Raw genomic sequence first — 12,944 nt, forward strand, 5'->3', positions numbered from 1 at the left:
ATGATACACGGCGTCAAGCTAATTAGCTAAATCCGTGGTATTTGGGGTTTTTTTCATGCAAGCGTATCAGCGCGATTTCATTCGTTTTGCCATCGATCGCGGCGTTTTGCGCTTCGGTGAGTTCACCCTGAAGTCCGGGCGTACCAGTCCTTACTTCTTCAATGCCGGCCTGTTCAACTCGGGTTCCGCGCTGGCGCAGCTGGGTCGTTTCTACGCTGCGGCCATCGCCGAGAGTGGTATCCCGTTCGACGTGCTGTTCGGTCCGGCCTACAAAGGCATCCCGTTGGCGGCAACCACTGCCGTGGCGCTGGCCGAACACCACAACCGTGACCTGCCATGGTGCTTCAACCGCAAGGAAGCCAAGGCCCACGGCGAAGGTGGCAGCCTGGTCGGCGCACCGCTGACCGGCGACGTGCTGATCATCGACGACGTGATCACCGCTGGCACCGCGATCCGTGAAGTGATGCAGATCATCGCTTCCCAGGACGGCGCCAAGGCCGCCGGCGTGCTGATCGCCCTGAACCGTCAGGAGCGCGGCAACGGCGAGCTGTCGGCAATCCAGGAAGTCGAGCGTGATTTCGGCATCCCGGTCATCAGCATCGTATCGCTGAACCAGGTACTGGAATTCCTGGCAGACGACCCGCAACTCAAGCAGCACCTGCCAGCCGTTGAAGCCTATCGCGCCCAGTTCGGCGTCTGATAGATAAAAGAAAGGCCCTGAGAATCAGGGCCTTTCTTTTTTTGTAGCTTTAGTCCCGCAGTCGCAAGGCGCGTAGCAAAGCATCCACCTGTCCGAAGGCATCCTGCTGCCACTGATCCGGTGTTCGATCTTCAAGGATTTGGCTGTCTTCAACAAAGCGTCTAACTGACGTTGGGCCGTACCCGTCAATGACGTCGAACTTCTGGCTGATGTATATAAAGCCTTGTTCGCCACTTCCTGTTTCCAACACTGACCGGCACTCATCAGCAAGTGATTCTGTGCCTCCGGGATAATTGCGGACGCAGTAGTAGATGTCGTAGGCGTCTTTCTGTTTGTGTCTCCCATTCAAGGCGTAACCCTTCATCGCAAGAAGTGCTGGTATGGAACATACGGCAACTTCTACACGATTTTTACCGCCTGTGGGCATAGGTCCTTCGATTGCTACCATCTGGTAGAAACGGATGGCCAGGTCGGCGCCGTCAGCGCGTTGTACTGCAAAGTCGCTGAGAATGGGTGGCCTGTTTTTGATGATTTCGGCGTCGCGTGGCATCAAAAAATCCACGATCACATCTATCGGGGCTCCCCCGTCTTCGGCGGGCACCTGACGAACGAGTTGGAAGCGTCGTAAGTCGCCTCTTTGTTCATAGCCGTTGCCCATCAAGGCCTCGATCAAGGTTGCGTACTCGCCGTCACCCAGTGCCTGCGGATCCAGGCTCAAGTCGACGTCCAGAGTCCCGACATGTTGCATGTCATCATTTGCAAGCAGTAACCATGGCACCGCACCGCCTATCACTGTGAACTTGCCTCTGAAGCTACCAAGAATTTGTCCCATTTCAACGAGTACAGCTTTCACTGCGGTCGTTGTTCTGTCGTCATATTCCGAGGCATTTTGAGGTTCTTGAAGCACTAACGGGGCCATGTCAATTGCTCCTGTCGTAGATGCTCGGCAGCTTCCTTGCCGCGTTCTCCTGAAACAGATAAATCCAGATAGGTCTGAACAGGACTGGTGCAAATGACACCAGGTGCTGCTTCGACGGTGTCCAGCAAAATCCCTTCGTCCTTGGGAAGAGTGATCACGACATTTTCACCCTTGGACGCGGGAGCGAGCTTTAACGCCTTGATCAACACGTCTACTCCTTTTTCGTCTGCGTAGAAGTGATGGGTGCTGACGCGCGCGTAAGGGGCTAACCACTGTGCGGCAGAAAACGAGGAAAAGAGCACAGTTGCGTCGTTATGTTGGCTGATAGCATTTCGAGCCGCGCTTTCCAGGGCGCTGCCATGTAATGGGGTGTAGAACGTCTTGCGCACTCCTGGTGGCGGTTCATAGGCCTCAACCCAGGCATCCAGAACGGTCTGAGGATCGCGCAAGAGAAATCCATTGTTTGTCGCTTCTGCCCATTCTCGGTTGAGCAGAGCGGTGCGGACGTTGCTGACTTGACCAAGGCTGACGCCGGAAGCTTGAGAAAGCTCTATTACTCGCCATTCATGAGCTGGCTCTCGAAGCATCCTGCGAATAATCTGCGCCGATTTTGGTTTGAACAGAGACTTCAGCTCTCTATGTTCAGACGGGGGCTTTTCAGCGACTTGATGATCAATGAAAACACCCGCGAACGAAATCCAGGCGTTTCCTTCCAGATCCAGATACCCAACGTCTTTTTCTCGACAGGCTTGTCGGGCTGCCGGGGAAAGATAAGGGGCTATCAGGATGGGTGTGGCATCGATCTCCCGCGTGTTGATGTAGTCACGAAGTTGCAGGATGGCGGAGTTTACAAATCTGGGTTGTCCACTCGCCTTTGCTTCGCAGACCAGCGTGTACGACTTCCCGGATGTGATGATTTCGACAACGAAGTCAGGCTCCCAGGCTTCGGAGTGCTCAGTCGATTTAATGCTTTTAACTTCAAGAATCGGAATTTTTGCAATAAGGCCGTGAAGCGCGTCTTTTGAATTTTTTTCGAGCTCTTTCATCAAACAGCTCCTTTTCAACGAATGCTGAAAATAATCATTCTGATGAAAAAAAACTACATTTTTCACTCAATTTGATAATTTCATCAGATGCTGAAAGATAGAAAAGTAATGAAATCGCGTAAAGAAGCGTACCGGCGCGGCTGCCGTACGGCTATAAAAAAACCGCAGGCTTCAGAATCTCCTGCGGGATTCTCCTTTACATTCGGAATCCTCGTAGGAGCTACTAAAGGCTGCGATCTTTTCGTTTTCGGTTATTACGGACGCTTGCGATTGCTGATCAGCGTACCCACGCCGGTATCGGTGAAGATTTCCAGCAGGATCGCGTTCGGCACGCGACCGTCGATGATCAGCGAGCTGCCCACACCGCCCTGAACCGCTTCCAGCGCACAGCGGATCTTCGGCAGCATGCCGCCATAGATAGTGCCGTCGGCGATCAGGTCGTCGACCTGCTGGGTGCTCAGACCGGTCAGCACGGTGCCCGACTTGTCCATCAGGCCGGCGATGTTGGTCAGCAGCATCAGCTTCTCGGCTTTCAGCGCTTCGGCAACCTTGCCAGCCACCAGGTCCGCGTTGATGTTGTACGACTCGCCGTTTTCACCCACACCGATCGGCGCGATCACCGGGATGAAGTTGCCTTTGACCAGCAGGTTCAGCAGTTCGGTGTTGATCCCGACCACTTCGCCCACATGGCCGATGTCGATGATTTCCGGCTGGGTCATCTCCGGGGTCTGGCGGGTGACGGTGAGCTTTTTCGCACGAATCAGCCCGGCGTCTTTACCGGTCAGGCCAATGGCGCTGCCGCCGTGACGGTTGATCAGGTTGACGATGCTTTTGTTGACCTGGCCGCCGAGGACCATTTCCACCACGTCCATGGTCGCGGCGTCGGTAACGCGCATGCCGTCGACGAAATGGCTTTCGATCGACAGGCGCTTGAGCAGATCACCGATCTGCGGGCCACCGCCGTGCACGACCACCGGGTTGATGCCCACGGCCTTCATCAGCACGATGTCGCGGGCGAAGCCGGTTTTCAGCTCCTCGCTTTCCATCGCGTTGCCGCCGTATTTGATCACCAGGGTCTTGCCGACGTATCGGCGGATATAAGGCAGCGCTTCGGACAGGACCTTGGCAGTGTTGGCGGCGGCATCGCGTTCGAGGGTCATTCAGGGCTCCGGGTGAATCAGCAATCAGAACGGTAGTTGGAGATCAGGTGCAACGCGTTTCAGTTGGGCATGGAACACAGCTTTGATGCGCTGCAGTTCAGCCTCGTCATCGGCCTCGAAGCGCAGCACCAGCACCGGTGTGGTGTTGGACGCGCGCACCAGGCCCCAGCCTTTGGCGTAGTCGACCCGCACGCCGTCAATGGTAGTCAGGTCGGCGCCTGGGCCCCACTGTGCATCGTGCAGTGCATCAATGATGCTGAATTTGCTCTCTTCGGTCACATGGATATTGATTTCCGGCGTGGAAATATCGTTCGGGAAGGTCGCGAACAGCTCTTCGGCCGAAGATTTTTCCTTGCTGAGGATTTCCAGCAGCCGTGCGGCGCTGTAAATGCCGTCGTCGAAACCGAACCAGCGCTCTTTGAAGAAGATGTGCCCGCTCATTTCACCGGCCAGCAGTGCGCCGGACTGTTTCATTTTCTTTTTGATCAACGAGTGACCGGTCTTCCACATTAGCGGCCGACCGCCATATTCCTTGATCAGCGGGATCAGGCGACGGGTGCATTTGACGTCGAAGATGATCTCCGCGTCCGGGTTGCGCGCCACCACGTCACGGGCGAACAGCATCAGCAGGCGGTCCGGAAACACGATGGTGCCAGTGTTGGTCACCACGCCGACGCGGTCGCCGTCGCCGTCGAAGGCCAGGCCGATGTCGGCGTTGGTTTCCTTGACCTTGGCGATCAGGTCGACGAGGTTCTCAGGCTTGCCCGGATCCGGGTGATGGTTCGGGAAATTACCGTCGACTTCGCAGTACAGAGGGATGACTTCGCAGTTCAGCGCTTCGATCAGTTGTGGGGCGATTACGCCGGCCGCGCCGTTGCCACAGTCGACCACGACTTTCAGGCGCCGGGCCAGTTTGATGTCCTGGACGATTGCGGTGTTGTAGCGGTCAAGGATCTCGACCTGGGTCACGCTGCCGGTGCCGCTGCTCAGGTTGCCGGTCTTGAGGCGCTCGTGCAGGGCCTGGATCTGTTCGTTGGCGAGGGTGTCGCCGGCGATCACGATCTTGAAGCCGTTGTAGTTCGACGGGTTGTGGCTGCCGGTGAGCATCACACCGGATTTGCCGGCCAGCACGTTGGCGGCGTAGTACAGCGCAGGCGTCGGCACCAGGCCAACGTCGCTGACATGGCAGCCGCTCTCGGCGATGCCGCGGATCAGTTCGGCAACCAGTTCCGGACCGGACAGGCGGCCGTCACGACCGACGGACACGTTCGGTTCGCCTTGGGCCAGGCTTTGGGAGCCGATGGCGCGGCCGATCCAGTAGGCGGTTTCGGCATTGAGGAATTCCGGCACGGTGCCACGAATGTCATAGGCGCGGAAGATGCTGTCGGGAAGCTTCGGGGCGACTTGGGCGGGGGTGCTCATCTGCAAAAATGCTCCATCTCGAAAGTGGCTGGACACACCGACGATTATTCGACGGCAAGCTCAAACTGAAGGGTATGACGGCGGTTTTCACAGAGAGTTCGTGGTGTGAAAGGGCCATGACGCCTTGTCCGGCGTGGTGTTGGCCTGCCAATGCGTTGATTTTCAGCGCTAAACCTTGCAGATGACATTTTGAAAGTTCGTGGCGGGGGATGCCTCCTCGCCACGACGGGTTTTCAGCCGATCACTTGGTGCCGGAATGGCCGAAACCACCCGTGCCGCGCTCGGTCTCGACGAACTCTTCAACCATTTCGAAGTGCGCCTGCACCACGGGTACCAGTACCAGTTGAGCCAGGCGCTCGCCGACCGGCATGGTGAATTCGGTCTGGCCACGGTTCCAGCAGGACACCATCAGCGGGCCCTGGTAGTCGGAGTCGATCAGGCCGACGAGGTTGCCCAGCACGATGCCGTGCTTATGGCCCATGCCCGAACGCGGCAGGATCAGCGCGGCGAGGTTCGGGTCGCCGATATAGACCGACAGACCGGTAGGAATCAGCACCGTTTCACCCGGCTTGATCACGATGTCCTCTTGCAGCATGGCGCGCAGGTCGAGACCGGCGGAGCCCGGTGTGGCGTATTGCGGCAGCGGGAATTCGGTACCGATGCGTGGGTCGAGGATCTTGGCTTGCAAAGCGTGCATGTAAATTAAACCTGGTTCAGACGTTCGGCGATAAAAGTGACCAGTTGGCGAGCGATTTTGCCCTTGCTGGTCTGGGCGAAAACCGTGGCGTGCAGCGCACGGTCGATGACGCTGCAGGCGTTTTCTTCGCTGTTGAAACCGATGCTCGGGTTGGCGACGTCGTTGGCGACGATCAGATCGAGATTCTTGTCCTTCAGCTTGCGCGCAGCGTAGTCGAGCAGGTGTTCGGTCTCGGCGGCGAAGCCGACACTGAACGGACGGTCGGGACGGGTCGCGATGGTGGCCAGGATGTCCGGGTTGCGCACCATTTGCAGGACGAAGCCGTCGCCGCTCGTAGGGTCTTTCTTCAATTTTTGCGGGGCGACGACTTCCGGGCGGTAGTCCGCGACCGCCGCCGAGGCGATGAAGATGTCGCAAGGGATCGCGGCTTCACACGCGGCGAGCATGTCGCGGGCGCTGACCACGTCGATCCGGGTGACACGATCCGGCGTCGGCAAATGCACCGGGCCGCTGATCAGCGTGACGCGGGCGCCGGCTTCCACCGCCGCTTCCGCCAGGGCGAAGCCCATTTTGCCGGAGCTGTGATTGGTGATGTAGCGCACCGGATCGATGTTTTCCTGGGTCGGACCGGCGGTGATCACTACGTGTTTGCCGGTCAATGCCTGGCGCTGGAAGCAGTCCGCCGCGAGCTGGGCCAGGTCGGTGGCTTCCATCATGCGGCCCATGCCGACGTCGCCGCAGGCCTGGCTGCCCGAGGCCGGGCCGAAGGTCTTCAGGCCGCGACTTTCAAGGAGTTGCAGGTTGGCCTGGGTCGCCGGATCGCGCCACATGGCCTGGTTCATGGCCGGGGCGACTGCGACGATGGCGTCGGTGGCCAGCACCAATGTCGTTAGCAAATCATTGGCGATGCCTTGGGCCAGGCGAGCGAGCAGGTCGGCGGTGGCCGGAGCGATCAGCACCAGATCGGCCCATTTGGCCAGTTCGATGTGGCCCATTGCGGCTTCAGCAGCCGGGTCGAGCAAGTCCAGGTGAACCGGGTGGCCGGACAGCGCCTGCATGGTCAGCGGGGTGATGAATTCGCTGCCGCCGCGGGTCATGACCACGCGCACTTCGGCGCCCTGATCGATCAGGCGGCGCACTAGGTCGGCGCTCTTGTAGGCAGCAATGCCGCCGCCGACGCCCAGAACGATGCGTTTCCGATACAGCCGCTGCATAGGTCTGCCTTTCATTTCGTTGGTGACATACGTGGCGAAACCCCCTCCCCAGAGTGAATTCGCCCGCAAAAAAGATGGGCTACGATATCACAGCGACCGCTACGGAACAGCGGCGCCCACAGACAAGGAATGTGTATGAGTATTCGCGATTGGCCGGCGGCGGAAAGGCCGCGGGAGAAGCTGTTGGAACAGGGCTCGGGAAGTCTTTCCGATGCCGAATTGCTGGCGATTTTTCTGCGAACCGGGGTATCTGGCAAAAGCGCAGTGGATCTGGCGCGACACTTGTTGAATCAGTTCGGTAGCCTCCGTGCGTTGCTGGAGGCTGACCTTGGGGCGTTCAGCGAGCAATTAGGCCTGGGGCCGGCGAAGTTTGCCCAACTGCAGGCTGTACTGGAGATGGGGCGGCGACATTTGGCCGAGCGCATGCGGCAGAAAACGGCGCTGGAAAATCCACAAGTGGTCCGTGATTATCTCAAAGCCATGTTGCGCCATGAGCCGCACGAGGTTTTCGGCTGCCTGTTTCTGGACTCCAAACATCAAGTGTTGACCTTTGAAACGCTGTTTCGCGGCTCGATCGACAACACCGCCGTGCATCCCCGGGAAGTCGTGAAGCGTTCCCTGGCCAACAACGCGGCGGCGGTGATCCTGTGCCACAACCATCCGTCGGGAAACAGCGATCCGAGTCAGGCTGATCGATTATTGACCAAGCGCTTGCAAAAGGCTTTGGAGTTGATCGATGTGCGGGTGCTCGATCACTTCATCGTGGGCGATGGTGAGCCGTTGTCGATGGCGGAATGTGGCTGGATGTAGCTCCGAAGGGAGAATGCAAAACCCTGTGGGAGCTGGCTTGCCAGCGATGACGGCGGCATTCAGCACAATGTTGTCTGTCAGTCCGCTATCGCTGGCAATCCAGCTCCCACAGGTTTTGTGTTGTGGCGGGTTATTTAAGGGTGACTTTGGAGTAGTCCTGCCGCCCGAACGGGCTCACCGAGTAACCCTGCACGTCTTTACGCGTCAGCGCATACGCCGTCGGATGCGCCAATGGCAGCCACAGCGCCTGCTGCTGGATCTGCGCCTGTGCCTGTTCGTACAGTTTGGTACGTACGCCTTGTTCGCTGGTGGTCTTGCCGGCGCTGATCAGCTTGTCCAGGTCGGCATTGCAATAGCGGGCGAAGTTGGTGCCGGATTTGACCGCCGCGCAGGAAAACTGCGGGGTGAGGAAGTTGTCCGGATCGCCGTTGTCGCCGGCCCAGCCCATGAACAGCAGGTCATGCTCGCCAGCCTTGGCGCGACGGATCAGTTCGCCCCATTCGATCACGCGGATTTCCGCCTGAATGCCGATTTCTGCCAGATCCGATTGCAGCAGTTGTGCGCCTAGGCTCGGATTCGGGTTGAGCAGGCTGCCGGACGGACGCGTCCAGATGGTGGTCTGGAAACCGTCCTTCAATCCGGCCTTGGCGAGCAGTGCCTTGGCCTTGTCCACGTCGTGGGCGTAACCCGGCAGGTTTTTCGCGTAGCTCCAGGTATTCGGCGGATACGGACCGTTGGCGGCTTCGGCGGTGTCTTCGAATACAGCCTTGAGGTAGTTGGCCTTGTCGAAGGCGAGGTTGATCGCCTGGCGCACTTCCGGTTTGTCCAGTGGTGGATGCTGGCTGTTGATGCCGACGAAGGCGGTCATGAACGCGTCAGTCTTTTCGACTTTCAGCGTCGGCTCCTGCTTCGCGGCCTGTACGTCCAATGGTTTTGGCGACAGGGCGATCTGGCACTCGTTGCGCCGCAACTTTTGCAGACGCACGTTGGCGTCCGGAGTGATGGCGAAGATCAGCGGGTCCACCGCAGGCTTGCCGCGGAAGTAGTCCGGGTTGGCCTTGTAGCGGATCGAGGCGTCTTTCTGGAATCGGGTGAAGACGAACGGTCCGGTGCCGACCGGTTGGCTGTTGAGTTTGTCGGTCGCACCAGCCTTCAGCAGCTTGTCGGCGTATTCAGCAGAATAAATGGAGGCGAAGCCCATGCTCAGGGTCGCGAGGAACGTCGAGTCCGGATGATCGAGAGTGAAGCGCACGGTGAGCGGATCCAGTGCGTCGATCTTCTTGATCAGGCTCGGCAACTGCATCGACTGGGCGTGGGGGAAGCCGCTCTGGGCGACCTTGTGCCACGGGTTGGCCGGGTCGAGCATGCGATCGAAACTGAATTTGACGTCTTCGGCGGTCAGTTCGCGGGTCGGTTTGAAGTAGTCGGTGGTGTGGAACTTCACCTGCGGATGCAACTTGAACACGTAGGTCAGGCCATCGGTGCTGACTTCCCAGCTGTCGGCCAGGCTTGGGACGACCTTGCCGCTGGCGGTGTCGAAATCCACCAGACGATTCATCAGCACGTCAGCCGAGGCGTTGGTGGTGGTCAGCGAGTTGTACTGCACCACGTCGAAGCCCTCGGGGCTGGCCTCGGTGCAGACGCTCAGGGCGGCGGCCTGGGCCAGTGGACTCAGTAACAGCGGGGCGAAGAGCAGGGGGAGGGCAGCGAGGCGCATGGTCGGCTTCCTTTACAGATCGAAGGCCCATCTGCAAGTGCAGTCTGGAAAAGTCCTACCCTAGTGGTCGCGATTGCAAATGACTATCCCCTTTTTGCATTTTCGGGGCTGCGCGGCGGAGGATTTGTCGCAAGTGACGGCAGGAAAAGTCGCGATAGCGGGTATGATCGGTTTTCTTCGACGAATGGTAAAAATTGCCGGCAGCCTTTGTCCAAGGCGCTTGCGGCCGGGAAAAGCGGCTTTTTAGCCATTCTTTGCGCACGGAAAGTTGTTGCTCCGTGGTCTTTCTGGTATAAAGCAGCGCTCTTTTCTAGGGGCCCGGTTCCTTCGCTTGTAGGTGTAGCCGGTAAGACCTCTAAAGAATCGCGGCGCCTGGCGCCACAATGACTAGAGATTAAGCGGCCAACCCATGCCGGGTTGGGCATGTGGTTTTAGAGGGCTGAGGCATGTCTAGAGTATGTCAAGTTACCGGTAAGGGTCCGGTGACTGGGAACAACATTTCCCACGCAAACAACAAAACCCGTCGTCGTTTCCTGCCGAACCTGCAGCATCACCGCTTCTGGGTTGAAGAAGAGAAACGTTTCGTACGCCTGCGCGTTTCCGCCAAAGGCATGCGTATCATCGACAAGCGTGGCATCAGCGTTGTGCTGGCCGAGCTGCGTCGCGACGGCAAGGTTTAAGGGAGCTAATCATGCGTGAATTGATTCGTTTGATCTCGAGCGCCGGTACTGGTCACTTCTACACTACCGACAAGAACAAGCGTACTACCCCGGACAAAATCGAGATCAAGAAATATGATCCGGTTGTTCGCAAGCACGTGATCTACAAGGAAGGCAAAATCAAGTAATTGATTTTTCCCGACTTACGAAAAAGGCCCGTATCTCACGATACGGGCCTTTTTTGTTGCCCAGGATTTTGTGGTGTCTGTGCGGGCCTCATCGCTGGCAAGCCAGCTCCCACAGGGGTAATTGGCGTTCACAAGATTTGTGCACACCGCCGAAATTGTGGGAGCTGGCTTGCCAGCGATTGGGGCCAGATCAGTCAACGAAAACCTCAAGCCTTCTGTTCGAAGATCACATAGACCTTGCGGCAGGCTTCCAGCACTTCCCAGGTGCCACGGAAACCGGCCGGAATCACGAAGCGATCACCGACGCGCAGGGTCTTGGCATTGCCTTCGCCGTCACGCAGCACCGAAACGCCTTGCAGGATCTCGCAGTATTCGTGTTCGGTGTAGTTCACCGTCCACTGCCCGACCGCACCTTCCCACACGCCGACACCCATTTGCCCGCAAGGGCTGTCGTACTGATTGAACACCGCTTGTTCGGGATCGCCCTTGAGCACTTTGGCCGGGTCCGGGCGATAGCGTTCGGCTTCGGTTGTGGTCAGGCTGATGTCGACGACGTGCTGGATGTTCATTGTTGTTTTCTCCCGTAATGACGGCGCGATGGCGTGAAAGGGCCAAAGTCTATGTTGATTAAATTGAACGCCGCAAGGCAGTATGGCGAGCTTATGTCAAATATATTGAAACAACCCCGGCCGCTGGTTTAGGGTGGCGGATGCCTTGGGCCGAAAAGCAGGCTGGCCGGGCAGTATTCCTGAGGACGACCGCGACGATCGCGGCGCTCGTATTGAACAAGAGGAGGACACTCGAATGACCACCCTGACTCGTGCCGACTGGGAACAACGCGCCCGCGACCTGAAGATCGAAGGCCGCGCCTACCTTAATGGCGAGTACACCGATGCCGTCTCCGGCGAGACCTTCGAGTGCATCAGCCCGGTCGATGGCCGTCTGCTGGGCAAGATTGCCAGCTGTGACGCCGCCGACGCCCAGCGCGCCGTGGAAAACGCCCGCGCCACCTTCAACTCCGGCGTCTGGTCGCGCCTGGCGCCGACCAAACGCAAAGCCACCATGATCCGTTTCGCCGGCCTGCTCAAGCAGCACGCCGAAGAACTGGCCCTGCTCGAAACCCTCGACATGGGCAAGCCGATCAGCGATTCGCTGTACATCGACGTGCCGGGCGCTGCGCAAGCGCTGAGCTGGAGCGGTGAGGCGATCGACAAAATCTACGACGAAGTCGCCGCTACGCCGCACGATCAACTGGGTCTGGTGACCCGCGAGCCAGTGGGCGTGGTTGGCGCCATCGTGCCGTGGAACTTCCCGCTGATGATGGCCTGCTGGAAGCTCGGCCCGGCGCTGTCGACCGGTAACTCGGTGATCCTCAAGCCATCGGAAAAATCCCCGCTGACCGCCATCCGCATCGCCGAGCTGGCAGTCGGGGCCGGCATTCCGAAAGGCGTGCTGAACGTGCTGCCTGGTTACGGCCACACCGTCGGCAAGGCGCTCGCTCTGCATAACGATGTCGACACCCTGGTGTTCACCGGTTCGACCAAGATCGCCAAGCAGCTGATGATTTATTCCGGTGAATCGAACATGAAACGTGTGTGGCTGGAAGCCGGCGGCAAGAGCCCGAACATCGTGTTTGCCGATGCGCCGGATCTGCAAGCCGCTGCCGAATCCGCCGCCAGCGCCATCGCCTTCAACCAGGGCGAAGTCTGCACCGCCGGTTCCCGCCTGCTGGTCGAGCGTTCGATCAAGGACAAATTCCTGCCGATGGTGATCGAGGCGCTGAAAACCTGGAAACCGGGCAACCCGCTGGATCCGGCTACCAACGTTGGCGCGCTGGTCGACACTCAGCAGATGAACACCGTGCTGTCCTACATCGAGTCGGGCCACTCCGATGGCGCCAAACTGGTGGCCGGCGGCAAGCGCATCCTTCAGGAAACCGGTGGCACCTACGTCGAGCCGACGATTTTCGACGGCGTGAGCAATGCGATGAAGATTGCCCAGGAAGAGATCTTTGGCCCGGTGCTGTCGGTCATCGCGTTCGATACCGCCGAGGAAGCGATCAACATCGCCAACGACACGCCTTACGGCCTGGCGGCAGCGGTGTGGACTCAGGACATTTCCAAGGCGCACCTGACCGCCAAGGCCCTGCGAGCCGGCAGCGTGTGGGTCAACCAGTACGATGGCGGTGACATGACCGCGCCGTTCGGCGGCTTCAAGCAGTCGGGCAACGGTCGTGACAAGTCGCTGCACGCGTTCGACAAATACACCGAGCTGAAGGCGACCTGGATCAAGCTGTAAACCGTTGACGGGAGCCCGGTCACTCCAGGCTCCCTGACGAAACAGAGACCCTTGTGGGAGCGGGCTTGCTCGCGAAGGCGGTGTGTCAGTCAGCAATATGTCGACTGCCAGACT

General features: G+C 58.8%; 12 protein-coding genes and 1 pseudogene. 5 read left to right on the forward strand and 8 right to left on the reverse strand.

Annotated features, from left to right (window positions below):
* Positions 1 to 55: 55 nt before the first annotated feature.
* Positions 56 to 700 carry an orotate phosphoribosyltransferase gene (gene pyrE, locus ACTJK7_RS25485; protein ID WP_011336558.1) on the forward strand — a complete coding sequence of 215 codons (645 nt, stop codon included), beginning with the start codon at positions 56 to 58 and terminating at the stop codon, positions 698 to 700.
* A gap of 49 nt (positions 701 to 749) precedes the next feature.
* Here the strand turns inward: pyrE and ACTJK7_RS25490 are convergent, their stop codons facing one another.
* The 6 genes and pseudogenes from ACTJK7_RS25490 to coaBC all read right to left on the reverse strand — a co-directional run bounded on the left by ACTJK7_RS25490 (position 750) and on the right by coaBC (position 7,158).
* Complete coding sequence (locus ACTJK7_RS25490) at positions 750 to 1,619, reverse strand: nucleotidyl transferase AbiEii/AbiGii toxin family protein (protein WP_108563565.1); 870 nt, start codon at positions 1,617 to 1,619, stop codon at positions 750 to 752.
* Positions 1,607 to 2,665: a type IV toxin-antitoxin system AbiEi family antitoxin gene (locus ACTJK7_RS25495; protein WP_108563564.1), complete on the reverse strand. Its 1,059-nt coding sequence runs from the start codon at positions 2,663 to 2,665 to the stop codon at positions 1,607 to 1,609. The genes ACTJK7_RS25490 and ACTJK7_RS25495 overlap by 13 nt, the downstream gene beginning before the upstream one ends.
* Before the next feature lie 254 nt (positions 2,666 to 2,919).
* Complete coding sequence (gene argB, locus ACTJK7_RS25500; RefSeq protein WP_007954443.1) at positions 2,920 to 3,825, reverse strand: acetylglutamate kinase; 906 nt, start codon at positions 3,823 to 3,825, stop codon at positions 2,920 to 2,922.
* Between the two features lie 24 nt (positions 3,826 to 3,849).
* Positions 3,850 to 5,226: pseudogene (locus ACTJK7_RS25505) on the reverse strand (phosphomannomutase/phosphoglucomutase); the annotation flags it as partial.
* A gap of 262 nt (positions 5,227 to 5,488) precedes the next feature.
* Positions 5,489 to 5,944 (reverse strand): dUTP diphosphatase, encoded by a 456-nt coding sequence (gene dut, locus ACTJK7_RS25510; RefSeq protein ID WP_011336556.1) that lies wholly within the window; start codon positions 5,942 to 5,944, stop codon positions 5,489 to 5,491.
* A 5-nt stretch (positions 5,945 to 5,949) separates the two neighbouring features.
* On the reverse strand, positions 5,950 to 7,158 hold the full coding sequence (gene coaBC / locus ACTJK7_RS25515) for a bifunctional phosphopantothenoylcysteine decarboxylase/phosphopantothenate--cysteine ligase CoaBC (RefSeq protein WP_064379854.1): 1,209 nt from the start codon (positions 7,156 to 7,158) through the stop codon (positions 5,950 to 5,952).
* Between the two features lie 135 nt (positions 7,159 to 7,293).
* Here coaBC and radC point away from each other — a divergent pair, with 135 nt between their 5' ends.
* Positions 7,294 to 7,968, forward strand: coding sequence for a RadC family protein (gene radC, locus ACTJK7_RS25520; RefSeq protein ID WP_039765208.1), 675 nt, complete (start codon positions 7,294 to 7,296; stop codon positions 7,966 to 7,968).
* Positions 7,969 to 8,098: 130 nt separating this feature from the next.
* Here radC and ACTJK7_RS25525 read toward each other — a convergent pair whose 3' ends face one another.
* Complete coding sequence (locus ACTJK7_RS25525) at positions 8,099 to 9,685, reverse strand: ABC transporter substrate-binding protein (protein ID WP_221615806.1); 1,587 nt, start codon at positions 9,683 to 9,685, stop codon at positions 8,099 to 8,101.
* 446 nt (positions 9,686 to 10,131) lie between these two features.
* Here ACTJK7_RS25525 and rpmB point away from each other — a divergent pair, with 446 nt between their 5' ends.
* Together rpmB and rpmG are read left to right on the forward strand one after the other, a co-directional pair.
* Complete coding sequence (gene rpmB, locus ACTJK7_RS25530; protein ID WP_003177273.1) at positions 10,132 to 10,365, forward strand: 50S ribosomal protein L28; 234 nt, start codon at positions 10,132 to 10,134, stop codon at positions 10,363 to 10,365.
* An 11-nt stretch (positions 10,366 to 10,376) separates the two neighbouring features.
* Positions 10,377 to 10,532 (forward strand): 50S ribosomal protein L33, encoded by a 156-nt coding sequence (gene rpmG, locus ACTJK7_RS25535; RefSeq protein WP_003177274.1) that lies wholly within the window; start codon positions 10,377 to 10,379, stop codon positions 10,530 to 10,532.
* A 206-nt stretch (positions 10,533 to 10,738) separates the two neighbouring features.
* Here rpmG and ACTJK7_RS25540 read toward each other — a convergent pair whose 3' ends face one another.
* Positions 10,739 to 11,101, reverse strand: coding sequence for a cupin domain-containing protein (locus ACTJK7_RS25540; RefSeq protein WP_108563561.1), 363 nt, complete (start codon positions 11,099 to 11,101; stop codon positions 10,739 to 10,741).
* A 235-nt stretch (positions 11,102 to 11,336) separates the two neighbouring features.
* Between ACTJK7_RS25540 and ACTJK7_RS25545 the strand changes: the two genes are divergently transcribed.
* Complete coding sequence (locus tag ACTJK7_RS25545; RefSeq protein ID WP_440779423.1) at positions 11,337 to 12,830, forward strand: aldehyde dehydrogenase; 1,494 nt, start codon at positions 11,337 to 11,339, stop codon at positions 12,828 to 12,830.
* Positions 12,831 to 12,944 lie beyond the last annotated feature (114 nt).

It is taken from the genome of Pseudomonas sp. 22085 (assembly GCF_052045815.1).
GTDB lineage: Bacteria > Pseudomonadota > Gammaproteobacteria > Pseudomonadales > Pseudomonadaceae > Aquipseudomonas > Aquipseudomonas glycinae.